The 24,047-nt window shown below is 72.1% G+C and carries 24 protein-coding genes; 8 read left to right on the plus strand and 16 right to left on the minus strand.

What is annotated here, in order from left to right; translation table 11 throughout:
* The first annotated feature begins 2 nt into the window (after positions 1 to 2).
* Complete coding sequence (locus tag ABZ154_RS24685) at positions 3 to 890, plus strand: deoxyribonuclease IV (RefSeq protein WP_356836005.1); 888 nt, start codon at positions 3 to 5, stop codon at positions 888 to 890.
* On the opposite strand, the gene ABZ154_RS24690 is transcribed toward ABZ154_RS24685, so the two are convergent.
* Positions 854 to 1,486, minus strand: coding sequence for a sulfite oxidase-like oxidoreductase (locus ABZ154_RS24690; protein ID WP_356836007.1), 633 nt, complete (start codon positions 1,484 to 1,486; stop codon positions 854 to 856). The genes ABZ154_RS24685 and ABZ154_RS24690 overlap by 37 nt on opposite strands.
* Positions 1,487 to 1,638: 152 nt before the next feature.
* Here ABZ154_RS24690 and bfr point away from each other — a divergent pair, with 152 nt between their 5' ends.
* A complete protein-coding gene (gene bfr / locus ABZ154_RS24695; RefSeq protein ID WP_084745461.1) occupies positions 1,639 to 2,118 on the plus strand; it encodes a bacterioferritin in 480 nt (159 codons plus the stop codon).
* 23 nt (positions 2,119 to 2,141) lie between these two features.
* Here the strand turns inward: bfr and ABZ154_RS24700 are convergent, their stop codons facing one another.
* Positions 2,142 to 2,444: a (2Fe-2S)-binding protein gene (locus ABZ154_RS24700; protein WP_356836010.1), complete on the minus strand. Its 303-nt coding sequence runs from the start codon at positions 2,442 to 2,444 to the stop codon at positions 2,142 to 2,144.
* A gap of 163 nt (positions 2,445 to 2,607) precedes the next feature.
* Positions 2,608 to 3,954, minus strand: coding sequence for a class II 3-deoxy-7-phosphoheptulonate synthase (locus ABZ154_RS24705; RefSeq protein ID WP_026241475.1), 1,347 nt, complete (start codon positions 3,952 to 3,954; stop codon positions 2,608 to 2,610).
* A gap of 102 nt (positions 3,955 to 4,056) precedes the next feature.
* On the opposite strand from ABZ154_RS24705, the gene ABZ154_RS24710 reads away from it, so the two are divergent.
* Both ABZ154_RS24710 and ABZ154_RS24715 read left to right on the plus strand, forming a co-directional pair.
* A complete protein-coding gene (locus ABZ154_RS24710; protein WP_106429850.1) occupies positions 4,057 to 4,125 on the plus strand; it encodes a trp operon leader peptide in 69 nt (22 codons plus the stop codon).
* Positions 4,126 to 4,253: 128 nt separating this feature from the next.
* Positions 4,254 to 6,152 carry an anthranilate synthase family protein gene (locus ABZ154_RS24715; protein WP_356836011.1) on the plus strand — a complete coding sequence of 633 codons (1,899 nt, stop codon included), beginning with the start codon at positions 4,254 to 4,256 and terminating at the stop codon, positions 6,150 to 6,152.
* Positions 6,153 to 6,162: 10 nt separating this feature from the next.
* Here ABZ154_RS24715 and ABZ154_RS24720 read toward each other — a convergent pair whose 3' ends face one another.
* The 4 genes from ABZ154_RS24720 to ABZ154_RS24735 form a co-directional block, all read right to left on the minus strand.
* Complete coding sequence (locus ABZ154_RS24720) at positions 6,163 to 7,158, minus strand: 2-hydroxyacid dehydrogenase (RefSeq protein ID WP_356836013.1); 996 nt, start codon at positions 7,156 to 7,158, stop codon at positions 6,163 to 6,165.
* Between the two features lie 108 nt (positions 7,159 to 7,266).
* Positions 7,267 to 7,986 carry a response regulator transcription factor gene (locus tag ABZ154_RS24725; protein ID WP_356836015.1) on the minus strand — a complete coding sequence of 240 codons (720 nt, stop codon included), beginning with the start codon at positions 7,984 to 7,986 and terminating at the stop codon, positions 7,267 to 7,269.
* Entirely contained in the window at positions 7,983 to 9,233 is a 1,251-nt protein-coding gene (locus tag ABZ154_RS24730) for a DUF5931 domain-containing protein (protein WP_356836017.1), read from the minus strand. The genes ABZ154_RS24725 and ABZ154_RS24730 overlap by 4 nt, the downstream gene beginning before the upstream one ends.
* Positions 9,234 to 9,266: 33 nt before the next feature.
* A complete protein-coding gene (locus ABZ154_RS24735) occupies positions 9,267 to 10,025 on the minus strand; it encodes a lysophospholipid acyltransferase family protein (RefSeq protein WP_356836068.1) in 759 nt (252 codons plus the stop codon).
* Between the two features lie 183 nt (positions 10,026 to 10,208).
* Here ABZ154_RS24735 and ABZ154_RS24740 point away from each other — a divergent pair, with 183 nt between their 5' ends.
* Together ABZ154_RS24740 and ABZ154_RS24745 are read left to right on the plus strand one after the other, a co-directional pair.
* Positions 10,209 to 10,988 (plus strand): alpha/beta fold hydrolase, encoded by a 780-nt coding sequence (locus ABZ154_RS24740; protein ID WP_356836019.1) that lies wholly within the window; start codon positions 10,209 to 10,211, stop codon positions 10,986 to 10,988.
* Positions 10,981 to 11,703, plus strand: coding sequence for a hypothetical protein (locus ABZ154_RS24745; protein ID WP_356836021.1), 723 nt, complete (start codon positions 10,981 to 10,983; stop codon positions 11,701 to 11,703). Before ABZ154_RS24740 ends, ABZ154_RS24745 begins: the two co-directional genes overlap by 8 nt.
* Before the next feature lie 162 nt (positions 11,704 to 11,865).
* Here the strand turns inward: ABZ154_RS24745 and ABZ154_RS24750 are convergent, their stop codons facing one another.
* The 6 genes from ABZ154_RS24750 to ABZ154_RS24775 all read right to left on the minus strand — a co-directional run bounded on the left by ABZ154_RS24750 (position 11,866) and on the right by ABZ154_RS24775 (position 16,928).
* The gene (locus ABZ154_RS24750; RefSeq protein WP_356836023.1) at positions 11,866 to 12,624 is read right to left on the minus strand and encodes an endonuclease/exonuclease/phosphatase family protein; all 759 of its coding nucleotides are present in this window, start codon (positions 12,622 to 12,624) and stop codon (positions 11,866 to 11,868) included.
* Between the two features lie 69 nt (positions 12,625 to 12,693).
* Positions 12,694 to 13,635, minus strand: coding sequence for an ROK family glucokinase (locus ABZ154_RS24755; protein WP_356836025.1), 942 nt, complete (start codon positions 13,633 to 13,635; stop codon positions 12,694 to 12,696).
* Positions 13,636 to 13,754: 119 nt separating this feature from the next.
* The gene (locus tag ABZ154_RS24760) at positions 13,755 to 14,243 is read right to left on the minus strand and encodes a DUF5304 domain-containing protein (protein WP_356836027.1); all 489 of its coding nucleotides are present in this window, start codon (positions 14,241 to 14,243) and stop codon (positions 13,755 to 13,757) included.
* A 117-nt stretch (positions 14,244 to 14,360) separates the two neighbouring features.
* Positions 14,361 to 15,554 (minus strand): ArsA-related P-loop ATPase, encoded by a 1,194-nt coding sequence (locus ABZ154_RS24765; protein WP_356836029.1) that lies wholly within the window; start codon positions 15,552 to 15,554, stop codon positions 14,361 to 14,363.
* A 5-nt stretch (positions 15,555 to 15,559) separates the two neighbouring features.
* A complete protein-coding gene (locus ABZ154_RS24770; protein WP_356836030.1) occupies positions 15,560 to 16,009 on the minus strand; it encodes an SRPBCC family protein in 450 nt (149 codons plus the stop codon).
* 109 nt (positions 16,010 to 16,118) lie between these two features.
* Positions 16,119 to 16,928, minus strand: a complete 810-nt coding sequence (locus ABZ154_RS24775; RefSeq protein WP_356836031.1) for a metallophosphoesterase — start codon at positions 16,926 to 16,928, stop codon at positions 16,119 to 16,121.
* 279 nt (positions 16,929 to 17,207) lie between these two features.
* Here ABZ154_RS24775 and ABZ154_RS24780 point away from each other — a divergent pair, with 279 nt between their 5' ends.
* Positions 17,208 to 19,004 carry an AMP-dependent synthetase/ligase gene (locus tag ABZ154_RS24780; protein ID WP_356836032.1) on the plus strand — a complete coding sequence of 599 codons (1,797 nt, stop codon included), beginning with the start codon at positions 17,208 to 17,210 and terminating at the stop codon, positions 19,002 to 19,004.
* Positions 19,005 to 19,071: 67 nt separating this feature from the next.
* Here ABZ154_RS24780 and ABZ154_RS24785 read toward each other — a convergent pair whose 3' ends face one another.
* Complete coding sequence (locus tag ABZ154_RS24785; RefSeq protein WP_356836034.1) at positions 19,072 to 20,214, minus strand: glycosyltransferase family 4 protein; 1,143 nt, start codon at positions 20,212 to 20,214, stop codon at positions 19,072 to 19,074.
* 112 nt (positions 20,215 to 20,326) lie between these two features.
* On the opposite strand from ABZ154_RS24785, the gene ABZ154_RS24790 reads away from it, so the two are divergent.
* Positions 20,327 to 21,607: a glycosyltransferase family 87 protein gene (locus ABZ154_RS24790; protein WP_356836036.1), complete on the plus strand. Its 1,281-nt coding sequence runs from the start codon at positions 20,327 to 20,329 to the stop codon at positions 21,605 to 21,607.
* Here the strand turns inward: ABZ154_RS24790 and ABZ154_RS24795 are convergent.
* Positions 21,583 to 22,839, minus strand: a complete 1,257-nt coding sequence (locus tag ABZ154_RS24795) for a hypothetical protein (RefSeq protein WP_356836038.1) — start codon at positions 22,837 to 22,839, stop codon at positions 21,583 to 21,585. The genes ABZ154_RS24790 and ABZ154_RS24795 overlap by 25 nt on opposite strands.
* 69 nt (positions 22,840 to 22,908) lie before the next feature.
* Positions 22,909 to 23,937: a C40 family peptidase gene (locus ABZ154_RS24800; RefSeq protein ID WP_356836040.1), complete on the minus strand. Its 1,029-nt coding sequence runs from the start codon at positions 23,935 to 23,937 to the stop codon at positions 22,909 to 22,911.
* Positions 23,938 to 24,047: the final 110 nt, after the last annotated feature.

Consider the following 24,047-nt stretch of genomic DNA (forward strand, 5'->3'; position numbering starts at 1 on the left):
ATATGCGTAACCCCGTAGGCGGACATGTCCCGGTGGCCGGCGGCCTCGCCAAGGTCGGCCTGGAGTACGCCCGTGAGCTGGCGGCCGAGGCGGTGCAGGTCTTCGTCGCCAACCCGCGCGGCTGGGCGACGCCCACCGGGAACCCGGCCCAGGACGAGCTGTTCCGCTCGGAGTGCGCGGCGGCGTCGATCCCGGCGTACGTCCACGCCCCGTATCTGATCAACTTCGGCTCGCACACCGAGGCGACCGTCGAGAAGTCCGTGGAGTCCCTGCGTCACTCGCTGCGGAGGGCCCGGGAGATCGGCGCGCTGGGCGTGGTGGTGCACACCGGCTCGGCGACGGGCGGGCGGCCCCGCTCCGAGGCACTGGCCCAGGTACGGGAGCACATGCGGCCGCTGCTGGACGAGCTGACCCACGACGACGACCCGCATCTGCTGCTGGAGTCCACCGCGGGCCAGGGCTCCTCGCTCTGTTCCCGTACGTGGGACTTCGGGCCGTACTTCGAGGCCCTGGACTCCCACCCCAAGCTGGGTATCTGCCTGGACACCTGCCACATCTACGCGGCGGGGCACGACCTGGCCGGCCCGTCGGGGATGCGGCAGACGCTGGACCTGCTGGTGGAGACGGTGGGTGAGGGCCGGCTGAAGCTGATCCACGCCAACGACTCCAAGGACGTCGTGGGCGCGCACAAGGACCGGCACGAGAACATCGGCGCCGGTCACATCGGTGCGGAGCCCTTCCGGGAGCTGTTCTCGCACCCGGCGACCGAGGGCGTACCGCTGGTCATCGAGACACCCGGCGGCAAGGAGGGGCACGCGGCGGACGTGGCCCGGCTGAAGAAGCTCCGGGGCCTTCAGAGCTCGGGGCCGTCCCCGGGCTCCTCCTGGTAGGAGTAGCGCTGCTCGCTCCAGGGGTCGCCGATGTTGTGGTAGCCCCGCTCCTCCCAGAACCCGCGCCGGTCGGTCGTCATGTACTCCACGCCCCGGACCCATTTCGGGCCCTTCCAGGCGTAGAGGTGCGGGACGACGAGGCGGAGCGGGAAGCCGTGCTCGGCGGTGAGGAGCTCGCCGTCCTTGTGGGTGGCGAAGAGGGTGCGCTCGGAGGCGAAGTCGTCCAGGCGCAGGTTCGAGGAGAAGCCGTACTCGGCCCAGACCATCACATGGGTGACCTCGGGCGCGGGCGGTGCCAGGTCGAGCACCGTACGGGCGAGGACTCCGCCCCATTCGGCGCCGATCATGCTGAACTTCGTCACGCAGTGCAGATCGGCGACGACCGAGGAGAACGGCAGCGCCGAGAAGTCCTGGTGGTTCCAGCAGTGCTTGTCGCCGTCGGCGGTGGCCCCGAAGACCCGGAACTCCCAGCGCTCAGGCTTGAACTTGGGAACGGGCCCGTAGTGGGTGACCGGCCATCCGCGCTGCAGTCGCTGTCCCGGCGGAAGCTCGGACTGCTCTGATTCGCGGTGTTCCCGGCTTTCCGGCTGACCCATGCCTCCATGGTGACAGACAGGCAGGGGTGGTCATGACCAGGGCAGACCCTCATGGGGTCAACTCGTACTAAGCGTGCACTTACTGGACGGCCGGTGAGTGCGGTGCGAGGATGCGGCCACCTTGTCGATCACGCTTGGAAGGAGCCTTAGCGATGCAGGGCGACCCCGAGGTCCTTGAGTTCCTCAATGAACAGCTGACCGCCGAACTGACCGCTATCAACCAGTACTTCCTGCACGCGAAGATGCAGGACAACTTCGGCTGGACCAAGCTCGCCAAGTACACCCGGGCCGAGTCCTTCGACGAGATGAAGCACGCCGAGATCCTCACCGACCGGATCCTGTTCCTGGACGGGCTGCCGAACTACCAGCGGCTCTTCCACGTCCGGGTGGGCCAGACGGTCACCGAGATGTTCCAGGCGGACCGCCAGGTCGAGGTGGAGGCGATCGACCGCCTCAAGCGCGGGATCGAGCTGATGCGCGCCAAGGGGGACATCACCTCGGCGAACATCTTCGAGTCCATCCTGGCGGACGAGGAGCACCACATCGACTACCTCGACACCCAGCTGGAGCTGGTCGAGAAGCTCGGTGAACCGCTCTACATCGCACAGCTGATCGAGCAGCCGGAAAGCTGATCCGACGCGCTACGAGGAGTGGGTCAGGCCGCGTCGGAGAGCCGGACGTCCCGGATCGAGGAGAGGGCGGCCGCCGCCGTGACCGGGGACGCGACCGGCGCGGTGACCGGGTGTGGGACGGACGCCGCCACGGGCTCCCGCTGCTGGCCCATGAGGTCGCGGCGCGAGCAGTCACGCCCCAGCAGGGCCTGGATCCGGCGCACACAGCCGCCGCAGTCCGTGCCGGCCTTGCAGGCCGACGCGATCTGGCGCGGGGTGCAGGCCCCGGCGTCCGCGTGCTTCTTGACCTGCGCCTCGGTGATGCCGAAGCAGGAGCAGACGTACATGCGGTTCACCTCCCTGCGGGCCGGTCACTGGTGCCGTCCCCGTCTTCGTCGGTGAGGCTAACCTAAGCTTACCCGCCTGCCAAGGCGCGCAAAAGCCCGGAGACGGACTGTGGGGCACGGATCACATGGATCCGTGCCCCACAGGTGCGACTGGCGGGAATACCTACTGGTCGCGGTACATCTCGGCGACCAGGAAGGCCAGGTCGAGGGACTGGCTGCGGTTGAGCCGCGGGTCGCAGGCCGTCTCGTAGCGCTGGTGCAGGTCGTCCACGAAGATCTCGTGGCCGCCGCCCACACACTCGGTGACGTCGTCGCCGGTCAGCTCCACGTGGATGCCGCCCGGGTGGGTGCCGAGTCCCTTGTGGACCTCGAAGAAGCCCTTGACCTCGTCCAGGACGTCGTCGAAGCGGCGCGTCTTGTGGCCGGAGGCGGCCTCGAAAGTGTTGCCGTGCATCGGGTCCGTCACCCACGCCACGGTGGCGCCGGATGCGGTGACCTTCTCGACCAGCTCGGGGAGCTTGTCGCGGACCTTGTCGGCGCCCATGCGGACGATGAAGGTCAGCCGGCCGGGCTCGCGCTCGGGGTCCAGGCGGTCGACGTAGCCGAGCGCCTCGTCGACGGTGGTCGTCGGGCCGAGTTTGATGCCGATCGGGTTGCGGACCTTGGAGGCGAACTCGATGTGCGCGCCGTCCATCTGCCGGGTGCGCTCACCGATCCAGACCATGTGGCCGGAGGTGTCGTACAGCTCGCCGGTGCGCGAGTCGGTGCGGGTCAGCGCCGTCTCGTAGTCCAGCAGCAGCGCCTCGTGCGAGGCGTAGAACTCGACCGCCTTGAACTCGGCCGGGTCGGTGCCGCACGCCTTCATGAAGTTGAGCGCGTTGTCGATCTCGCGGGCCAGGGCCTCGTAGCGCTGGCCTGCGGGGGACGACTTCACGAAGTCCTGGTTCCAGGCGTGCACCTGCCGCAGGTCGGCGTAGCCGCCGGTGGTGAAGGCGCGGACCAGGTTCAGCGTGGAGGAGGACGCGTGGTACATCTGCTTCAGCCGCGCCGGGTCCGGGATCCGGGCCTCCTCGGTGAAGGCGAAGCCGTTCACCGAGTCACCCCGGTAGGTCGGCAGGGTCACGCCGTCGCGGGTCTCGGTCGACTTGGAGCGCGGCTTGGAGTACTGGCCCGCGATCCGGCCGACCTTCACGACGGGCACGGAGGCCGCGTAGGTCAGGACGGCGCTCATCTGGAGCAGCGTCTTCAGCTTGGCCCGGATGTGCTCGGCGGACACGGCGTCGAAGGCCTCGGCGCAGTCGCCGCCCTGCAGCAGGAACGCCTCGCCCTTGGCGACGGCTCCCAGGCGGGCGCGCAGCTGGTCGCACTCGCCCGCGAAGACGAGCGGCGGATACGACGCGAGGTCCGCGAGTACATCGCGCAGGGCCTCGGAGTCAGGGTACTCGGGCTGCTGCGCCGCGGGAAGGTCTCGCCAGGTGTTGCCACCGGCGACGGAGGTATTGGCGTTCACGGTCACGTACACAACATTACGGGGTCGCGGGGGGCGTCCATTCGAGCGCTCAGTGGTTGAGACACCCGCTCCGATGCCCGGAAGGTCCGCTAGGGTCGCAGCATGTCGACGCAACAGATCCAGATCTCGATCCAGAACTGGTGGTGGACCGCTCATCCGGCGGCCCGCTGACTCATCGCGCTGACACACTTCGCGAAGGCCGCCCGAGGGGCGGCCTTCCTGCGTTTCGGAGCCGTTCCTCTCCCCCGTGAATCCCGCACGAAGCCCTCGTACGGACCGTCCGGAAGGAACCCGCTCCCATGTCCCGCACCCCCTCCCGCCCCGCCTCCGACCTCGTCCGCCGGCTGCTGGCCGACGACGCGCCCCCGTTCGCCCTGCTGCGTCGGCGTACGCCCGGCCGTGACCACGATCACGTGGAAGTGCTGATCGGCCAGGTGCGGGAGGCGGAGCGGCTGGCCGATCTGCCGGTGGGCTCGTCGCCCGCACTGGCCCTGGTTCCGTTCCGGCAGATCGCCGAGCGCGGGTTCGACGTGCGGGACGACGGGACGCCGTTGAGCGTGCTGGTCGCGGACGAGAGCCACGAGCTGGAGCCGGCGGAGGTGCTGGCCGCGCTCCCCGCCCATGACGTGACGGTGGAGGACCGGGGTTTCGACGTGGCGGACGGGGAGTACGCGGAGATCGTCCGGCAGGTGATCCGGGACGAGATCGGGCAGGGCGAGGGCGCGAACTTCGTGATCCGGCGGACGTTCCGGGGCGGGATCCCGGGGTTCGGGCGGGCCGATGCGCTGGCGCTGTTCCGGCGGCTGCTGGCCGGTGAGCGGGGCGCGTACTGGACGTTCGTGGTGCATACCGGGGACAGGACGCTGGTGGGGGCGAGCCCCGAGGTGCACGTACGGATGTCCGGCGGGACGGTCGTGATGAATCCGATCAGCGGGACCTACCGCTACCCGGCCGAGGGGCCCACCGCCGAGGGCCTGCTGGCGTTTCTCGGGGACCGCAAGGAGAGCGAGGAGCTGTCCATGGTGGTCGACGAGGAGCTGAAGATGATGTGCACGGTGGGCGACATGGGCGGGGTGGTCGTCGGACCCCGGCTCAAGGAGATGGCCCACCTCGCCCATACGGAGTACGAGCTGCGCGGCCGCTCCTCCCTGGACGTACGGGAGGTGCTGCGCGAGACCATGTTCGCGGCCACCGTCACCGGCTCTCCGGTGCAGAACGCCTGCCGGGTCATCGAACGGTACGAGAAGGGCGGGCGCGGCTACTACGCCGGCGCGCTGGCCCTCCTGGGGCAGGACGCCAACGGGGCGCAGACGCTGGACTCGCCGATCCTGATCCGGACCGCGGACATCGCCCCTGACGGCTCGCTGAAGGTGCCGGTCGGCGCCACGCTCGTACGCCACTCGGACCCGGAGAGCGAGGTCGCCGAGACGCATGCCAAGGCCGCCGGGGTGCTGGCCGCGCTGGGGGTGCGGCCGGGGCGGCCGGAGGCGGAGGCGGGGCGGCCGCTGCTGGCCGCCGACCCCCGGGTGCAGGCGGCGCTGGACGACCGGCGGGGCGGGCTCGCCCCGTTCTGGCTGCGGATGCAGGAGCGCACCCGGGACCTGGCCGGGCACGCGCTGGTGGTGGACGGCGAGGACACGTTCACCGCGATGCTGGCCCACCTGCTGCGCTCCTCGGGGCTCGATGTGTCCGTGCGCCGGTACGACGAGCCGGGGCTGCGTGAGGCGGTCCGGGCGCATCAGGGGCCGGTCGTGCTGGGCCCCGGCCCCGGGAATCCGGGCGATCTCACGGACCCGAAGATGCGGCTGCTGCGGGAGCTGGCGGCCGAGCTGGTGCGGGAGCACCGGTACGGGCTGCTGGGCGTCTGCCTGGGGCATGAGCTGATCGCGGCGGAGCTGGGCCTGGAGATCGTGCGCAAGGCGGTGCCGTACCAGGGGGCGCAGACCAGGGTCGAACTGTTCGGCCGACCGGAGACCGTGGGGTTCTACAACAGCTTCACCGGCCGGTGCGACTCCCAGGCCGCCGCCGAGCTGGCCGCGCACGGGATCGAGGTGAGCCGGGACGGGGCGAGCGGGGAGCTGCACGCGCTGCGCGGGCCCGGCTTCGCCTCGGTGCAGTTCCACCCGGAGTCGGTGCTGACCGTGCGGGGGGCCGCGATCGTGACCGAGCTGCTGGCGGGGCTGCCGGTGCCGAGCTGAGCCCCCCGGTTCAGCTGCGCGGCACGAGCACGTTCTCGCTGGTGCGGCGGGCCAGGTAGTCGGTGACGTTCCGTACCGTCGCGTCGATGATCTGGCCCACCGCGTCCTCGGTGTAGTACGCCTGGTGCGAGGTGACGATGACGTTGGGGAAGGTGACGAGCCGGGCCAGGGTGTCGTCGTCCACGCCCTCCAGGGACTTGTCCAGGAAGAAGAGCCCGGCCTCCGCCTCGTACACGTCGAGTCCCACGCCGAGGAAACGCCCGGCGCGCAACTCGGTGACCAGGGCTGCGGTGTCGATGAGGCCGCCGCGGCTGGAGTTGACGAGGATCGCGTCCTCCTTCATCGACTTCAGGGCGGCCTCGTTGATGATGTGCTGGGTGGCGGGCAGCAGCGGGACGTGGAGGCTGATGAGGTCGGCCTCGGCGAAGAGGCGCTCCTTCTCCACGTACTCCATGCCCAGTTCCAGGCAGGCCGGGTTCTCCACGACGTCCCAGCCGAGCAGCTTCATCCCGAAGCCGTGGGCGATCTTGGTGAACGCCTCACCGATCTTGCCGGTGCCGACCACGCCGACGGTCCGCCCGTGCATGTCGCGGCCGAGCAGCCCGTCGAGGCGGAAGTCGAAGTCGCGGGTGCGGCCCGCGGCCCGGATGATGCGCCGGTTGACCGCCAGGGCCAGGGTCCAGGCGAATTCGGCGACCGAGTACGGCGAGTAGGACGAGACCCGGGCGACGCGCAGGGCGAGCCGTTCGGCCACGTCCAGGTCGATGTTGTTGAAGCCGGTGGAGCGCTGGGCGATCATCTGCGTGCCGCCGGTGGCGAGGGTCTGGAGCACCGGGGAGCCGAGGTCGGCGTTGACGCTGGTGGAGATGATCTCGTATCCGGCCGCGATGGGGGCGGTGTCCCGGTTCAGGAAGACGTCCAGGCAGCGGACCTCGTGCAGTCCCGCGAAGGCCTTCTCGATCAGGGGCTTCTCGTCTGACTGCACACCGAACGCCAGGATCTCCATAGCGCGAACATACCGCTCCGCCCCCGGGCGCGCAGGGGCCGTACGGCCCGGCTCCCCCGGCCACAGGCCCCAGCACCGGGCCCGGGTCGTCCCTGGCCGGGGTCCCGGTCAGACGTCGTCGAGGCCGCGCTCGATCGCGTACCGCACGAGCTCCACCCGGTTGTGCAGCTGGAGCTTGCCCAGGGTGTTCTGCACGTGGTTCTGGACGGTGCGGTGCGAGATGACGAGGCGTTCGGCGATCTGCTTGTACGAGAGTCCCTTGGCGACCAGTCGCAGCACCTCGGTCTCCCGGTCGGTGAGCTGAGGGGCCTTGGGCTCGTTCGACGCCACGGGCGCGGGATCGGAGGCGAGCCTGCGGTACTCGCCGAGGACCAGGCCCGCGAGTCCAGGGGTGAAGACCGGGTCGCCGTTGGCGGTGGAGCGGACGGCGTCGGTCAGTTCCTGGGTGGAGGCGGACTTCAGGAGGTAGCCGGTGGCGCCGGACTTCACCGCCTCCAGGACGTCGGCGTGCTCGCCGCTCGCCGAGAGGACCAGGACGCGCAGTCCGGGGTGGGAGGGGACGAGCTCCTTGCAGACCTGGACGCCGGGCATGCCGGGCAGGTTGAGGTCGAGGACCAGGACGTCGGGGTTGACCGCCTTGGCCCGGCGGACCGCCTGCGGGCCGTCGCCGGCGGTCGCGACGACGTCGAAGCCGGACTCGGCCAGGTCGCGGGCGACGGCGTCGCGCCACATGGGGTGGTCGTCGACCACCATGACCTTGATGGGCCGGCCGGTGGCCTCCGTGTCGTCCTGCTTCGGTGCGTCCTGCGGTGCGTTCTGCGTGCTCATCGGGCCGATCCTGCCTTCCCCCGGGAAACCTTCGGTGCTTTCGGAACCTTCAACTCGACCTCGGTGCCCTGTCCCGGCACCGAGATCACCTCGGCCGTGCCGCCGAGATCGCGCAGCCGGCCGCGGATGGAGAGCGCGACCCCCATCCGTCCCTCCCCCTCGGCCTGGGCGAGGCGCCCCTCCGGGATGCCGGGGCCGTCGTCCCGGACGGTGACAACGACCTCGCCGGGCTCGTCCTCGACCAGGATCCACGCCTGGGCCCCGGCTCCGGCGTGCACCCGCACATTGTCCAGGGCGGCACTGACAGCGGCGGCCAGCTCACGGGCGGCCTCCGCCGGCAGGAGCACGGGGGCGCCGGGCTCCGCGAGGCTGGTACGGGAGCCGGCGTGCGGGGCGAGCAGGGCGCGCAGGTCGCAGGGGGTGGCCTCGTCTCCGAAGCCCTCCTCCGCGTCGAACGTGCGCACGACCGCGCCCTCGGCGGCGTCCTCCGAGACCCGGGTGGGCGGCACCAGGCCGCTGGAGACCAGGGTGCGCAGCGCGACCTCCTGTTCCCCGGCCATCCGGCCCAGCTCGGCCGCCTCACCGCCGATCGCGGCGCCCCGGCGCTGCACCATGGCGAGGACCTGGAGCACGCTGTCGTGGATGTCGCGGGCGAGCCGTTCGCGTTCGCGGGTGGCGGCCTCGATCTCCAGGGCGCGGGCCAGGGTGCGTTCACTGGCGCGGGCGACCTCGACGACGTACCCGATGGCGATGGAGGCGACCCAGACCAGCAGGACGTTGTGGAAGGTGTCCCGGCTCGGGTCGCCGCGCTGGATGATGTTGGCGGCGGCGACGAAGGTGGAGGCGAAGGCCGCCCACCGCCAGCCGCCCTTGATGGCGAAGGCGAGGACCGCCCCGGCTGTCCAGATCGAGGGCAGTGTCGGGCCGTCGAAGGTCTGGGAGTGGACGTCGGCGAGCGGGGTGAGCATGATCCCGGTCAGCGCCACGACGAGGTCCGCGCCGAGGAAGCGTTTGGTGCAGCTCGCCGCCGAACGGACCTTGGGCAGGGTGGCGAGCGTCCACACGGCGAGGAACGCGAGGTACGCGAAGGCGACCCAGGGCCGCTCGAACCTCTCCCGGCCGAAGTTGTCCTTCCCGAACACCGCGAGCAGCACCGCGTAGACCATCGTCAGTACGCGGTAGCCCGTCAGCGCACGCCACAGCGGCTGCTCGACCGACATCCGTACGACCCGCTCACGCCTGGCCATCCGACCCCACCCCCCCGACGGTGTACGACGCCGTTACGCGCCGGACCGTTCCGTTCCGTCCTCGTCGCCCGCCGCCTGTGCCTGCTTCCGGTCACGCTTGGCCTCCTCCGCCCTGGCCTTCGCCTCGTCGGCGATCTGGCGCTTGGCGGCGGTGGCGTAGATGTCCACGTACTCCTGACCGGAGAGCTTCATGATCTCGTACATGACCTCGTCGGTCACCGAGCGCAGGATGAAGCGGTCGCCGTCCATGCCCTGGTAGCGGCTGAAGTCCAGCGGCTTGCCGATCCTGATGCCGGGCCGCATCAGCTTGGGCATCACCTGGCCGGGCGGCTGGATCTTCTCGGTGTCGATCATCGCGACCGGGATGACGGGGGCGCCGGTGGCCAGGGCCACCCGGGCCAGGCCGCCGGGCTTGCCGCGGTAGAGGCGGCCGTCGGGCGAGCGGGTGCCCTCGGGGTAGATGCCGAAGAGGCCGCCGCTCTCGACGACCTGGATGCCCGCCTTGATGGCGGCCTCACCGGCGCCACGGGCTCCGGAGCGGTCGACGGGGAGCTGGCCGACACCCTTGAAGAAGGCGGCGGTGAGCTTGCCCTTCACCCCGGGGGCCGTGAAGTACTCGGCCTTGGCGATGAAGGTGACCTTGCGGTCCAGGACAGCGGGGAGGAAGAACGAGTCCGAGAAGGAGAGATGGTTGCTCGCGAGGATCGCCGGCCCCCGCTCGGGGATGTTCTCCAGGCCCTCCACCCACGGCCGGAAGGCGAGCTTCAGGGACCCGCCGATGGAGAACTTCATTGCGCCGTAGATCAACTGTGGTGCCTCCTGTGTGCTGTCGGTCAGACCTTAACCCGGGGCCTCGGAGAGGCGGTGACGGCCCTGGTCGGTGTCGGTCCGGTCGCGTACGGTGAAGTCATCCGTCAAGCACGCCCCCCGGTGCGCGCCCCCGCCCCCGTCTCACCTCACGAACAGGAGACCCCGGTGCCGGTCCTCCCTGGAGCCGAGCCGTTCCGCCACGAGGGCGGAGAGGTCGGCGTCCTCCTCTGTCATGGCTTCACCGGATCGCCGCAGTCGCTGCGTCCCTGGGCCGATTACCTCGCCGAGCGCGGGCTCACCGTCTCCCTGCCGCTGCTGCCCGGCCACGGCACCCGCTGGGAGGACATGGCGGTCACCGGCTGGCAGGACTGGTACGCGGAGGTGGACCGTGAGCTGCGGGTGCTGCGCGAGACGTGCGAGCAGGTCTTCGTCTTCGGCCTCTCCATGGGCGGCGCGCTGAGCCTGCGTCTCGCGGCCAAGCACGGGGACGCGATCAGCGGTCTGGTGCTGGTCAACCCGGCCAACAAGGTCCACGGCCTCTCGGCGTACGCCCTGCCGGTCGCCCGCCACCTGGTGCGGACGACGAAGGGGCTGGCCGACGACATCGCGCTCCCGGGCTCGCACGAGGTGGGTTACACGAAGGTGCCGCTGCACGCCGCCCACTCGGTGCGGAAGTTCTTCCGGCTGGTCGACGGCGAGCTGCCGCAGGTGACCCAGCCGGTGGTGCTGCTGCACAGCCCGCAGGACCATGTCGTACCGCCCGCGGACAGCGTGCGGATCCTGAGCCGGATCTCCTCCACGGACGTCTCGGAGATCCTGTTGGAACAGAGCTACCACGTGGCGACGTTGGACCATGATGCGGAGCGGATCTTCGATGAGAGCTACCGGTTCATCGGCCGTCTCGCACCGAGCGTCGGGATGAAGGGGAGCACGTCCGGTGGCTGAGCACGACGCGGAACGCACAGGCAGCGACGAGGAGCGCGAACCGCGCCCCACGGAGAGCGCGGCCGTCCCGGAGGGGGCGAAGGCCGCTGTTCCGGAGGGAGCGGAGGGAGCGGGGCCCGAGAAGAGGGCGGACGAGGAGCGCGTGATCGACGAGGACGCGGCCTGGGCCGCGATCGTCGAGGGGTACGGGGAGGAGCCGCCGGACCCGCCGGGCGCCAAGCCCTTCAAGTCGGTCGAGGACCTCGCCCTGCTGGAGGACGATCAGCGCAATGTGGTGGGGCCGGACAGCGGCCGGGCCGGGGATCCGGCGGACAAGGGGTCGGGGAAGAAGCCCCCGAAGCCGCCGGAGAAGAAGCCCCTCGGCAGCTCCGTCGTCTTCGCGCCCGGTGTCGCCGGTCCCCGCGACTACGAGCTGCCCGAGTCCAAGGACGACGGCATCGACGTGCCGGACGAGAGCGAGGAGGGCCACTTCGTGCCCCCGGAGCCGCCGCCGCTGCCGGAGACCGACACCACGGCGAGGTTCGCCTGGCTCGCGGTGATCGGCGGGCCGGTCCTGATGCTGCTGGCGGTGCTGCTCCAGTGGGAGATGACGTGGTGGCTCACCACGCTCTGCGTCGGCGGTTTCCTTGGCGGCTTCGCCACCCTGGTGGCCCGGATGCCGCACGACGACGATGACGACACCTACGGCGACCCGGGGCGTGGCGCGGTCGTGTAGGGGGTGTCTTGTCGGTCAGGCCGGATCAGGGAGCGGGGTCTGGTCCGTGCATCGCAGGCGGAGGAGGGAGTCGACGCGGAGCGTCGGCGAGTGACGACGACGCCGCGAGGCGCGGTGCCAGGGCACGCGAGCCCGGCATGGCGGCAAGACGTCCCCTCTGGATCAGCCGGTCGCGGCCGGGACTCTGAGGGCGGCCAGGACCGGCAGATGGTCCGTGGCCGCCCTCAGGTCGCTCTCGCTCACCCCGGGGAGCCCGTCCGGGACCCCGCATCCGAGCACCTCGATGCCCGGCGTCGCGAAGACCGCGTCGATGCGCTTGCGGGGGGCGTCGGGGGAGAAGGTGCGCTCGCCGCCCCAGGGGGCGACGGCCCGGCAGTCCTGAAGGTGCCCGGCCAGGTGTGAGAACGCCTTCCCCGTCGGTACGTCGTTGAGGTCGCCGCCCGCCACCGCGTGCGGGACGCCCATGGACGCCAGCCGCTCCAGCAGCAGGCCGGCCTGGGTGAGGCGCTCGTCGCGCTGGAGGCTCAGATGGCAGCTCAGCACCCCGAGCCGGACCCCGCCGATCCTGACGACGGCGGTGGCGAAGCCTCTGCGGTGCAGGCCCGGGGTGAGCGGCAGCAGGACGTCCTCGGTGCGCTCGACGGCCGCCCGCAGCGAGCACAGCAGCAGCGGTCCGGCGGCGGTGGCGCCTCCGCCGAGGACCACGAGACCGCTGCTCCTGGCCAGCCTCGCGGCCGCCTTGCGCCAGCGGAAGAAGCGCGGCGCCTCCTGGACGAGGACGAGGTCGGGGGCGCAGGCGCGGATGACCCGCGCCAGGGCCGCGGTGTCGTCGTGCATCGACCGGACGTTGTAGCTCAGCACCCGGATCACGGCTGAACCGTCCGGCTCGATCCGGGAGTCGGGCAGGGGCGTCAGGACCATGCGGGCCACGATACGACGGACGCCCGCCGCTGCCCGGGAGGGCGGCGGCGGGCGCCTCGTGCGTGGTGACTACCCCTGGCGGGCCAGGTCGGCCGCGCCCACGAGCCCGGCCTTGCCGCCGAGTTGGGCGGCGAGCACCTGGGCGTGCGGACGCCACTCGCCGCCGATCAGCCAGCGCCGGAACGACTTGCGGATCGGGTCGAGGACCAGCTCGCCCTCGTCCGAGACGCCGCCGCCGACGATGAACGCGGACGGGTCGAACAGCGAGGCGAGGTCGGCCAGTCCGGCTCCTGCCCAGCGGGCCAGCTCGCGGAACGAGTCGACCGCGACCGGGTCACCCTGGCGGGCGGCCTGGCTGATGTGCTTGCCCTCGATACCGTCCACCGTGCCGTCGCCGAGACCCAGCAGTATGGCGGCGTTCTCGGGGGTGGCGTTGGCGCGCTGCTTCGCGTACCGCACGAGGGCACGGCCGGAGGCGTACTGCTCCCAGCAGCCCTGGCTGCCGCAGCCGCAGAGCAGACCGTCCGGGACGACCCGGATGTGGCCGAACTCGGCGGCCACGCCGAAGCGTCCGCGGCGCAGCTTGTTGCCGATGATGATGCCGCCGCCGAGGCCGGTACCGAGCGTGATGCAGATGACGTCGTCATGGCCTTGGCCGGCACCGAAGCGGTACTCGCCCCAGGCGGCCGCGTTGGCGTCGTTCTCGACGACGACGGGCAGGCCGACACGCTGCTCGACCTTGTCCTTGAGCGGCTCGTGACGCCAGTTGATGTTGGGCGCGAACAGCACGGTGGCGCGCTTGTCGTCGACGTAACCGGCAGCGCCGATGCCGACGGCCTCCACCTCGTGGCCCTCGCTCGCCCCGGCCACCGCCGCGCAGATCGCGTCGACGATGCCTTCGGCCGTCGGGGGCGTCGCCACCTTGAACGTCGAGAGGATCCGGCCCTCTTCGTCGACCACTCCAGCCGCGATCTTCGTGCCGCCGATATCGACGCCGATGGTGAGTCCCATGAATCCCTCAGTTTCGGTCGAGCCCCGCTAGGGGCAACCGTACCCGAGGCAGGACTCCGCTCGGTCGGGACCGGTCGGTCCCGGCCGATGTGGAGTGCGCTGCCGGCCGGTGTGCCCGGTCAGTCCAGGTCGATGCGTTCGGTGCCGGAGGGGCCTTCGTCGCGGCCTTCGTCCCGCGGGTCGGACGGGTCGTCGGCGGCCTTCTCGGCCGCCTTCCCGGAGGTCTTCTCCGAGGGACCGGCCGCGGTGCGGGTCCAGCGGCTCTCCTGGCCCTCCACCGCCGAGCGGTAGGCGGCCAGCAGCTCGTTGCCCGCGGCGGCGAGGTGGTCGAAGACCTGCGGGTTGCGCTCGATGACCGGCTCGACGGCTGACTTCGCCTGTCGGATGGCCTGCTGGACCGCGCCCTGGGCGGCGACGCCGAGCAGCGGCGACTGGAGCGAGGAGACCTTGTCGGCGACCGCGTCGACCAGCTTGCGCAGCTCCTCGGCGGCCGAGCCGGGCTGCGGGCCGTACCGGGCCCGGCGGCGGGCCTTCTCCTCCGCGAGGTCCTCGGCGCAGGCGTCGGCCCACGCGTCGCCGTCGACGGGACGATCGGTGGCTTCACTCATGGCGGACTCCTGCGACGCGGGTGCCGACTGCCGACGGGCGGCCGGCGGGGCTCGTGACTCGTACTACCGACGTTACCCGAATGGCCGCGGCCCGTTCAGGAACCGGGACGCAGGGGGTCAGGAGCTGCGCGGCCAGAGCGCCGGGTCCGGAGTGAAGCGGACCCGCAGGACCCCGTCGGCCAGGGCCGCGCCCGAGACCGTGCAGCGGCGCAGGGCCGAGGCGACCCGGAGGATCCGGTGGAAGGGGCCCACGGTCAGGAGCAGTTCCTCGCCCCGGCGGACCAGGCGCAGGTCCTCCTTCGTGGCGCCCGGCAGCGGCAGGCACCAGGCCAGCACGGACGGGCGGCCCTCCTCGCCCGGCTCCTCCTCGATCCACCACGGGTCGTCCACCCGGCCCGGTCCCCGCTCGTCCGGCGCGGGGACGGCGAGCGCGGCCAGGTCGTCGGTGGACCGGGGGTCACGGCCGAGGTGCGCGGCCTCGTGGACCGGGACGTGCGGGGCCCACTCCTCGTGCCAGTGGCCCAGGCACTTCTCCTGCTGGGCGGCGAGATCGGCGAACCAGGGGTCGAAGGAGTGGCGGGGCAGGACCCGGGAGGCCACGACCAGGTCGGCACGGAGCCCGTACAGCGCGAGGCCGGTGCGGGCGGTGCGCAGGGCGTCCTCGCCGGCGGGCCCCGGTTCGGCGATCAGGCGGAGGGTGGTGGAGCCGTCCTCGATCAGGGCCTGGACGGCGGACAGCTCCTCGTCCTTGCGGGCGGCGGCCTCGTACAGCCACTGCGCGGGCATCGGAACCCCGGCGAGCTGGGCGAGGACCGGGCGCAGGGCGCGGGCGGCCTGGCGTTCGGCGGGCAGCAGGCGGCGCAGGTAGCGGCGGAGCTGCTCGGGGAGGGCCAGCAGGGCGAGGGCTTCGGTGAGCGGCGGGAGGTCGACGACGAGGGTGTCGTAGCCGCCGGTGGACCAGTCGCCGACGGCGGCCCGGTGCAGGGTGTGCAGGAGGGCGAGCTGCGGGGAGCCGGGGAGTTCGGTGAGCTCCTCGCCGTCGAGGCGCCCGGCGCCGACCAGGTCCAGCACGCTGGACGCGCGCTTCTGGAGCTCGGTGAGTTCGGCGCGGAAGTGCTCGCCGGAGTCGATCCGGGCATGGTCGAGACGGTCGGTGACCGCGGTGGGCTCCGTGCCGGTGGGGAAGCCGGGTATGGACTCGGCGGAGACCAGGAGGGTGCGGCGGCCGCTCGCGGCGGCGGCCAGGGCGCTCGCGGCGGCGAGGGTGGTACGGCCCGCGCCGCCGGGGCCGGTGACCAGGACCGTACGCATCGTTCTCAGCCCTGGGGCATGGACTCGACGCGCTTCTTCAGACCGGCGAGCGCGCGGTCGATGATGACTTTCTCGGCCTTGCGCTTGATCATGCCCAGGAGCGGGATCTTGACGTCGACGGCGAGCCGGTAGGTGACCTCGGTGCGCACTCCGCCGGCCATCGGCGCGAGGGCGTACGTGCCGTCCAGCGAGCGCAGCATCTGGGACTTGACGAGGGTCCAGCTGACTTCCCTGTCTCCCAGCCAGGAGTACTTGAGGACGTGGTCGTCCTTGATGGCTCCGGCGTCCAGGACGAGGCGGACCTGCTCGGCGCGGCCCTGGTCGTTCGACGCCAGGACCTCGGCCTCCTTCACCTCGCCGGTCCACTCGGGGTAGCGGGCGAAGTCGGCGATCACGCTCATGACGTCGGCCGGTGCCGCCTCGATCGTGATGCTCGAGCTGGTGTGTTCAGCCATCGCCGTGGCCCTCCAGTGCGGTGTAACCGGTCGCGTTCGGCAGAAGCCTGCCGCTGTGCAGGCTATCGCGTGCCCGCCGCGCTCCGGTCCACGGCCCGGGCCCTTGCGGTCACCAGGTCAGCGCCCAGGGCGTTCCGGTGGAGGCGAAGTGGCCGACGTTGACGCACTCGGTGTCACCGATCCGCATCCGGCGGACCAACGGCTGGTGAACATGGCCGAAAAGCGCGTACCGGGGGCGGGTGGTGCGGATCGCCTCCAGCAGGGCGGTGCTGCCGCGTTCGAAGCGGCGGGCGACAGTGTCGTACGTCAGCTCGGGGACCTCGGGCGGGATGTGCGAGCAGAGCACGTCGACCGGGCCGAGCGCCTCGACCTTGGCGGCGTACTCCTCGTCGCTGATCTCGTACGGGGTGTTCATCGGGGTCCTGAGGCCGCCGCCGACGAAGCCGAAGACCCGGCCGCCGATCTCCACCCGCTCGCCGTCCAGCACGGTGGTTCCGGGAAGGGCGTACTCGGGCCACAGGCGGGGGACGTCGACGTTGCCGTAGGTGGCGTACGTCGGGGTGGGGAAGGCGGCGAAGAGTTCGGCGTACTGCTTGCGTACCGCGCCGATGATCTCGGTGTTGCGGTCGCGGCCCGCCCACAGCCCGCGGCCGAAGGCGCGGGCCTCCTCGTAGCGGCGGGCGGTGCGCAGCGCGACGATGCGGCTCGCGTTCTCCTGGCCGAACAGGTCGGGGAAGATGCCGCGCGAGTGGTCGGCGTAGTCGAGGAAGAGCACCAGGTCACCGAGGCAGACGAGGGCGTCGGCGCCGTCCCCGGCGCGGGCCAGGGCCTCGGTGTTGCCGTGCACATCGCTGACGACGTGGATCCGGGTGGAACGCCGTGCGCCCGGCGCCGGCCCGTCCGCTTCGCTGCCTCGCATGCGGATCACCCTAAAGCGCCCGTCCACGCGCGGGTAGACCGGCCGGACCTGCGGTTACTTTCGAGTCGTCACGCCGGTGGACTACTGTGCGCGAAAGGGCCATTTACATGTGTGATGCATAAGACATCTGGCCGGAACCCCCTATCGGGAACCTGGTACCGGTGGGTAACGTCCGGGCAGTCCAGTCGTGCTCACCCCACTGAGCACCCGCCATTCTTGGACCGCAGCCGGTGCGTCACACAGAGCCGTGGCACCGGAGCCCGATGAGGAGCAGCAGTCTTGCGCGAGTTCAGCCTTCCGGCCCTGTACGAGGTCCCGACGGACGGCAATCTGACGGATCTCATCCGCCGCAACGCCGCTCAGCATCCTGATGTCGCGGTGATGAGCCGCAAGGTGGCCGGTGCCTGGAGCGACGTCAGCGCCACCCAGTTCCTGGCCGAGGTGAGAGCCGCCGGCAAAGGCCTGATCGCCTCGGGCGTGCAGCCCGGCGACCGGGTCGCCCTGATGTCCCGTACCCGTTTCGAGTGGGTGCTGCTGGACTTCGCGATCTGGAGCGCGGGCGCGGTGACCGTGCCGGTGTACGAGACCAGCTCGGCCGAGCAGGTCCAGTGGATCCTCGGTGACTCCGGCGCGGTGGCGGTGTTCGTGGAGAGCGACGCGCACGCGGCGTCCGTGGCCTCGGTGCGGGACGCGCTGCCGGAGCTGGCGCACGTCTGGCAGATCGACGCGGACGCGGTCGAGGCCCTGGGCAAGGCGGGCGCCGAGGTCTCCGACGAGACCATGGACCTGCGGATGGTCAGCGCCAAGGCGGACGACCCGGCGACCATCGTCTACACCTCCGGCACGACCGGCCGTCCCAAGGGCTGTGTGCTGACCCACCGCAGCTTCTTCGCGGAGTGCGGCAACGTGGTGGAGCGGCTGAAGCCGCTGTTCCGTACGGGCGAGTGCTCGGTGCTGCTGTTCCTGCCCGCCGCGCACGTCTTCGGCCGGCTGGTCGAGGTGGCCTCGGTGATGGCCCCGATCAAGCTCGGCTGCGTCCCCGACATCAAGAACCTCACCGACGAGCTGGCCTCGTTCCGGCCGACGCTGATCCTCGGTGTGCCCCGGGTCTTCGAGAAGGTCTACAACGCGGCCCGCGACAAGGCGCAGGCGGACGGCAAGGGCAGGATCTTCGACCGGGCCGCCGACACGGCGATCGCCTACAGCCGGGCGCTGAGCACCCCGCAGGGCCCCTCGCTGGGGCTGAAACTCAAGCACAAGCTCTTCGACAAGCTGGTCTTCGGCAAGCTGCGCGCGGTCCTCGGCGGCAAGGGCGAGTTCGCGATCTCCGGCGGTGCCCCGCTGGGCGAGCGGCTCGGCCACTTCTACCGGGGCATCGGCTTCACGGTCCTGGAGGGCTACGGCCTGACCGAGACCTGTGCGGCGACCGCGTTCAACCCGTGGGATCGGCAGAAGATCGGTACGGTCGGCCAGCCGCTGCCCGGCTCGGTGGTCCGGATCGCGGACGACGGTGAGGTGCTGCTCCACGGCGAGCACCTGTTCACCGGGTACTGGAAGAACGAGCCGGCGTCCGCCGAGGCGCTGGCCGACGGCTGGTTCCACACGGGCGACATCGGCACCCTCGACGAGGACGGCTACCTCGCGATCACCGGCCGCAAGAAGGAGATCATCGTCACGGCGGGCGGGAAGAACGTCGCTCCGGCGGTGATCGAGGACCGCATCCGCGCCCACGCCCTGGTCGCCGAGTGCATGGTGGTCGGCGACGGCCGCCCGTTCGTCGGCGCGCTGGTCACCCTGGACGAGGAGTTCCTGGGCCGCTGGGCCGAGGAGCACGGCAAGCCTGTCGGGTCGACGGCCCTGTCGCTGCGCGAGGACGCGGAGCTGCTGGCCGAGGTGCAGCGGGCGGTGGACGACGGCAACGCGGCGGTCTCCAAGGCCGAGTCCGTACGCAAGTTCCGGATCCTGCCGGCCCAGTTCACCGAGGAGGCGGGCCACATCACGCCGTCGCTGAAGCTGAAGCGGAACGTGGTGGCGAAGGACTTCGCGGACGAGGTGGAGTCGATCTACCGCGCCTGAGCGGTGGGAAGCGGAATGTAGGGGGAAGGGGCCCGCGCCGTCGAAGGCGCGGGCCCCTTCCCCGTGCTCACAGCAAGGTCCTGAGCTTCTGTGCCAGCAGGTCCCAGCGCCACTTCTCCTCGACCCAGGACCGGCCCCGCTCCCCCATCCGCCGTCGCAGCTCCGGGTCGCCGAGCAGCGTCACGATCCGGTCCGCCGACTCCTGGGCGCTGCCGCCGCGCACCACCCACCCGGTCTCGCCGTCGAGCACCGCGTCCGGCGCACCGCCCGAGTCCCCGGCCACCACCGGCAGCCCGGTCGCGGACGCCTCCAGGTAGACGATCCCGAGCCCCTCCACGTCGAGCCCCCCGCGCCGCGTCCGGCACGGCATGGCGAAGACGTCCCCGGCCCCGTAGTGCGCGGGCAGCTCCGCCCACGGCACGGGCCCGGTGAACCGCACCGAGTCCTGCACCCCGGTCTCCACCGCGAGCCGCTCGAGGTCCTTGGCGTACGGGCCGCCGCCGACGATCAGCAGCACCGCGTCCGGGATCTGCGCCAGGATCGCGGGCATGGCCAGGATCAGCGTGTCCTGGCCCTTGCGCGGGACCAGGCGCGAGACGCAGACGACGACGGGCCGGTCGGAGAGCCCGAGGCGGGCGCGGACCCGGTCGCCGCCGGACGCCGGGTGGAAGGTCCTCTCGTCGACGCCCGGCGGCAGTCGCACCATGCGGGCGGCCGCGTCCGGGGTGAGGGCGGCGGCGATCCGGGAGCGGGTGTACTCCCCCAGATAGGTGATCGTGTCCGTGCCCTCACCGATCCGGCGCAGCAGCTGCCGGGAGGCGGGCAGCTGGGCCCACCCGGCCTCGTGCCCGTGGGTGGTGGCCACCAGCCGCCTCGCGCCCGCGCGACGCAGTGCCGGGGCCATCAGGCCGAGCGGGGCGGCGGCGCCGAACCAGACGGAGGTGCAGCCGTGTTCGCGCAGCAGGGCGGTGGCCCGCCGGGTGGCGCGCGGGGTCGGCAGCAGCATCGTCGTCCGGTCGCGGACCACGGTGAACGGCTGCTCGGCGTCGAAGGCGGCGGTGGCCGCCGCGCCCTCCTCGCCGCGCTTCCAGGTGGAGGCGTAGACGACGACCCGGTCGGGGTCCAGGCGCAGCGCCATGTTGTGCAGGAACGCCTGGATGCCACCGGGGCGGGGCGGGAAGTCGTTGGTCACGATCAAGGTCTTGTCCATCGCGGCTGACAGTACCGAACGGCCGCGCTTCACGGCCCACGCCCTCACCCCCCGGCATCATGGGCCGCCGGACCCGGGCCGGAGAGGGCCCCGGACGATGAGGGCGGCGGCGATGACGGGACGAGGGGCACCCACCGGCGTACGACTCCTGCCCTACGGACTTCCGCCCTGCGCGGCCTGGGCGCTGACCCGGGCCGCGCTGCTGCTCTGTGTGTTCGGCGTTCACGGCGTGTTGTCCGTGCCGGGCCCGGACGTCACGGTGGACGTGTCGGTGATCTACCGGGGCTGGTACGAGACGCTGCTCACCGGTACGTACCCGCTGCACGACGTCACCTGGCAGTACCCGCCCGGTGCCGCCCTCGCGATCCTCTCCCCCGCCCTGCTGCCCTTCTGGGAGTACGCGAGCGCCTTCTACGCTCTCGTCCTGCTCTGCGACGCGCTCGTGTTCGGGCTGCTGCTGTACGCGGGCCGCCGGCCGGGGATAAGGGCGGCGGGCGCGTGGGTCTGGGTCGTGGGGGTGCCGCTGCTGGGGCCGACCGTGTACGCCCGGTACGACCTGATGGTGACGGCGGTCGCGGTGGCGGCGCTGCTGGCAGGGGTGCGCCACCCGAAGGTGCTGGGAGTCCTGGCCGCGTTCGGGGCGCTGCTGAAGGTGTGGCCGGCGCTGGTGCTGGTGGGGGTCCGGCGGGGGCGGCCGACCCGTGGGGCCTGGTCGGCGGCGGCGCTGACGGCGGCCGGCCTCGGTGTGGGCTTCGCGCTGTGGATGCCGGGGGCGTACGCGTTCTGGGCCTTCCAGCGGGACCGGGGCCTGGAGATCGAGTCGCTGGGGGCGCTGTACTTCCACCTGGCGCGGCACGTCGGCTGGGAGGGGCGGGTGGAGCTGCACTACGGCTCCATGGAGTTCCTCGGCCCGCACGTGGGACTGGTCTCGACGCTGGCGCTGGGGCTGGCCGCGCTCGCTCTGGGCTGGCTGCTGGTGTGGCGGCTGCGGGCCCGTACGTTCGCCGCCCACACCCCGGCGCAGGCCGCGTTCACGGCGGTGCTGGTGTTCACCACGACGAGCCGGGTGATCAGCCCGCAGTACGTGGTGTGGCTGGTCGGGCTGGCCGCGGTCTGCCTGGCGTTCCGGGGCGGCGGGATGGTGCGGCCCGCCGTGCTGGTGCTGGTCGCGGCCGGGGTGACGGTGCTGGAGTTCCCGGTGTACTTCGCCCAGGTGGTGGCGAGCGGCGCGTGGGGCGTGGCGCTCCTGTCCGTACGGAACGGGCTGCTGGTGGCGGCCTCGCTGCTGGCCGCACGGCGGCTGTGGCGGGAGACGGTGCCGGGGGCGCGGTCCGGGGCGGCGGCCGGGGCGGGCCCGGTCCACGGGGATCAGCCGAGCCGGGCACTCAGGTAGTCGCGCCAGTCGGCGGTGAACTCCTCGGGCGTCGTGTCGAGTACGGATCCCATCGCCTGCTCCACCGCCCCGTCCCGCCCGGGGTGGGCCCCCACGGCCGCGTAGAAGGCGGTGAGCTTCTCCTCGCCCCACCGCTCCGCGATGAGCTCGCAGGCCATCCAGGCGCTCTCGTAGGCCCGGGCGAGCTCGGCGGGGTCCCCGTCGAAGCCGAAGTCCTTGTCGACGGGGAGGTCGGCGGGTACGTCACCGGCCCGGACCGCGCCCGTCAGCTCGGGGGCGATGAGGTCGGGGGTGCGGTCCTCGCCCCGGTAGGCGGCCCAGTCGGCGAAGCCCTCGGAGAGCCAGACAGGGGTGGCCGTGGAGGTGCTGGTCCGGGTGGCGACATGGGTCGTCTCATGGGTCAGGACCACCCGCTGGCCGAAGCTGCCGAGGGTGGCGTACGCCTGCGGGTTGACGATCACCCGGTCCGCGAGGGCGGGGCGCTCCCCGGTGGTGCCGGCCTCGCCGGTGGTGACGGCGGCGATCCCCCGGTAGCTGGTCTCCGGGGAGCCCAGCAGCCCCGCCATGGACTCCACGGAGTCCGGGACGAGGACGACCACCCTGCGCGCCCAGGGCTGCGGCCAGGCGTGGGACACGGCCGGGACGGCCAGGTCCACGGTGTCCGCGACCTGGCGCAGCTCCTCCTCGGGCCGTCCGACGCCCAGGACGAGGCTGTGGGCGCCCCGGACGACCTCCACCTCCCCCTGGTGCCAGAGCTGGTCGGAGGCGCCCTTGGCGGGCCGGTCGGCGCTGACGTACCACCGCTCGCCGTCCCGCATCAGCTCCAGGGTGCGGCGGGCGGCGACGGGCGCGGTGTCGTACCCGTCGATCCGGTAGCGCAGCTCCACCTCGGCGGTGGCCCAGTCGCCGTCCTCCTCGGTGATGCCCTTCACCTCGTACGTCCAGGACTTCAGGGGTACGTCGGCGAGGTTGGCCAGTTCCGTGCGCTGGGCGGCCCGCAGCTTCGCGGCGTCGGGGGCGAGGGTGTCGAGGTAGCCCGCCGGATCCCTGGCGAGGACGGCGGCGGCGCGCCGCTCCAGGGTGGCGTCGATCTCGCGGACGGTGAGGGAGGTGTCCGCATCAGCCGGGGCCACGCAGGCTGAGGCGGTCAGCAGGGCGGCCAGCACCGGTCCCGCCGCACGCCGACGCCGCCGAGGGCGTCTCCCCCGCGCACCACGTCCTTCTACGGCCACCCTGCCGATCGTACGGTCCGTTCCAGGTAGGCGGTCGGCACGGCGGCCGGATCCGGGCGGTGGTGCAGATCAGATCCGGGTCACCGAGGAGACGGGCATCATGCCGACGGGGTCGTAGCGGATCGGGGCGCCCGGGTAGGGGGCGTGGATGACCTGGCCGTTGCCCACGTACATCCCGATGTGGCTGGCGTCGGCGCGGTAGGCGACCAGGTCGCCGGGCCGGGCCTGGGAGAGCGGCACCATGCGGCCCGCGTACCGCTGGGCCTGCGAGGTGCGGGGCAGGCTCACCCCGGCCTGGGCGTAGGCCCACTGCATGAGCCCGGAACAGTCGAAGCCGGAGGGCCCGTTGGCGCCCCACACGTACGGCTTGCCCAGCGCCTGGCGGACGGCGGCCACGGCGGACATCGCCCGGGCGGAGCCGGGGGCGACGCCGGAGAGGTCGGGGGCGCCGTCGCGGCCGGAGCGGGAGACCCGGTCGAAGGAGGCGCGGTCCTCGGCGGGCAGGGAGTTCAGCAGCTGCCGGGCCTGGCGGAGCTTGGCCTCGACTGCGCGTTTGTGGCGGGTGACGGCGGCCCGGTTGCGCTCCAGCTCGGTGAGGGCGCGGGTGGCCTCGGTGCGGGTCCGGGCGACGCCGCGCTGGGCGCGGCTGAGCTTGTCCAGGGTCAGCGCCTGGCGCGCGCCGGCCCGGTCGAGGGCGGCGGCCCGCTCCAGGTAGGTGTCCGGGTCGGAGGAGAGCAGCAGGGCGAGCGCCGGATCGATGGAGCCGGTGCGGTACTGGGCGCCCGCCATCGCACCGAGCGCGTTGCGCATCCGGTTGATGGAGTCCTGGCCGCGGGCAGCCGCGTCCTGGGCGCGGTCCGCCTCGCCGCGCAGCCGCTCCACCCGTTCCCCGGCCTCGTTGTAGAGCTCGGTGGCCTTCTCGGCCTCGCCGTAGAGCCGGTCGACGGCCGCCTTGGCGCTCTCACGGGTGTCCTTCGGGTCGGCGCTCGCCGGGGTCCCGGTCAGGCTCGCGGCCGCCGTGGCGGCGGCCGCCGAGATGACCGTGACGCGGACGCTCCGATTGAGGCAGGACTGTGTGGGACGGCGATGGGACACCACAGGAAGCCGCACTCCCTTCCGCTGACGCAGTTGACGCAGTAACGCGCGGCCCCTGCCGCCCGGGACGGGCGGACCGATGAGCGGGAGCCGCACAGCAGCCAGACAGTAAT

Source organism: Streptomyces sp. NPDC006261 (genome assembly GCF_040613515.1).
In the GTDB taxonomy this organism is placed as follows: domain Bacteria; phylum Actinomycetota; class Actinomycetes; order Streptomycetales; family Streptomycetaceae; genus Streptomyces.

Excerpts from the sequence above, each read along its gene's own strand:
- ABZ154_RS24685 (WP_356836005.1), top strand. The coding sequence starts at position 3 with ATGCGTAACCCCGTAGGCGGACATGTCCCGGTGGCCGGCGGCCTCGCC.
- ABZ154_RS24690 (WP_356836007.1), bottom strand. The coding sequence starts at position 1,486 with ATGGGTCAGCCGGAAAGCCGGGAACACCGCGAATCAGAGCAGTCCGAG.
- bfr (WP_084745461.1), top strand. The coding sequence starts at position 1,639 with ATGCAGGGCGACCCCGAGGTCCTTGAGTTCCTCAATGAACAGCTGACC.
- ABZ154_RS24700 (WP_356836010.1), bottom strand. The coding sequence starts at position 2,444 with ATGTACGTCTGCTCCTGCTTCGGCATCACCGAGGCGCAGGTCAAGAAG.
- ABZ154_RS24715 (WP_356836011.1), top strand. The coding sequence starts at position 4,254 with ATGTCCCGCACCCCCTCCCGCCCCGCCTCCGACCTCGTCCGCCGGCTG.
- ABZ154_RS24720 (WP_356836013.1), bottom strand. The coding sequence starts at position 7,158 with ATGGAGATCCTGGCGTTCGGTGTGCAGTCAGACGAGAAGCCCCTGATC.
- ABZ154_RS24725 (WP_356836015.1), bottom strand. The coding sequence starts at position 7,986 with ATGAGCACGCAGAACGCACCGCAGGACGCACCGAAGCAGGACGACACG.
- ABZ154_RS24730 (WP_356836017.1), bottom strand. The coding sequence starts at position 9,233 with ATGGCCAGGCGTGAGCGGGTCGTACGGATGTCGGTCGAGCAGCCGCTG.
- ABZ154_RS24735 (WP_356836068.1), bottom strand. The coding sequence starts at position 10,025 with ATGAAGTTCTCCATCGGCGGGTCCCTGAAGCTCGCCTTCCGGCCGTGG.
- ABZ154_RS24750 (WP_356836023.1), bottom strand. The coding sequence starts at position 12,624 with ATGGTCCTGACGCCCCTGCCCGACTCCCGGATCGAGCCGGACGGTTCA.
- ABZ154_RS24755 (WP_356836025.1), bottom strand. The coding sequence starts at position 13,635 with ATGGGACTCACCATCGGCGTCGATATCGGCGGCACGAAGATCGCGGCT.
- ABZ154_RS24760 (WP_356836027.1), bottom strand. The coding sequence starts at position 14,243 with ATGAGTGAAGCCACCGATCGTCCCGTCGACGGCGACGCGTGGGCCGAC.
- ABZ154_RS24765 (WP_356836029.1), bottom strand. The coding sequence starts at position 15,554 with ATGCGTACGGTCCTGGTCACCGGCCCCGGCGGCGCGGGCCGTACCACC.
- ABZ154_RS24770 (WP_356836030.1), bottom strand. The coding sequence starts at position 16,009 with ATGGCTGAACACACCAGCTCGAGCATCACGATCGAGGCGGCACCGGCC.
- ABZ154_RS24775 (WP_356836031.1), bottom strand. The coding sequence starts at position 16,928 with ATGCGAGGCAGCGAAGCGGACGGGCCGGCGCCGGGCGCACGGCGTTCC.
- ABZ154_RS24785 (WP_356836034.1), bottom strand. The coding sequence starts at position 20,214 with ATGGACAAGACCTTGATCGTGACCAACGACTTCCCGCCCCGCCCCGGT.
- ABZ154_RS24790 (WP_356836036.1), top strand. The coding sequence starts at position 20,327 with ATGACGGGACGAGGGGCACCCACCGGCGTACGACTCCTGCCCTACGGA.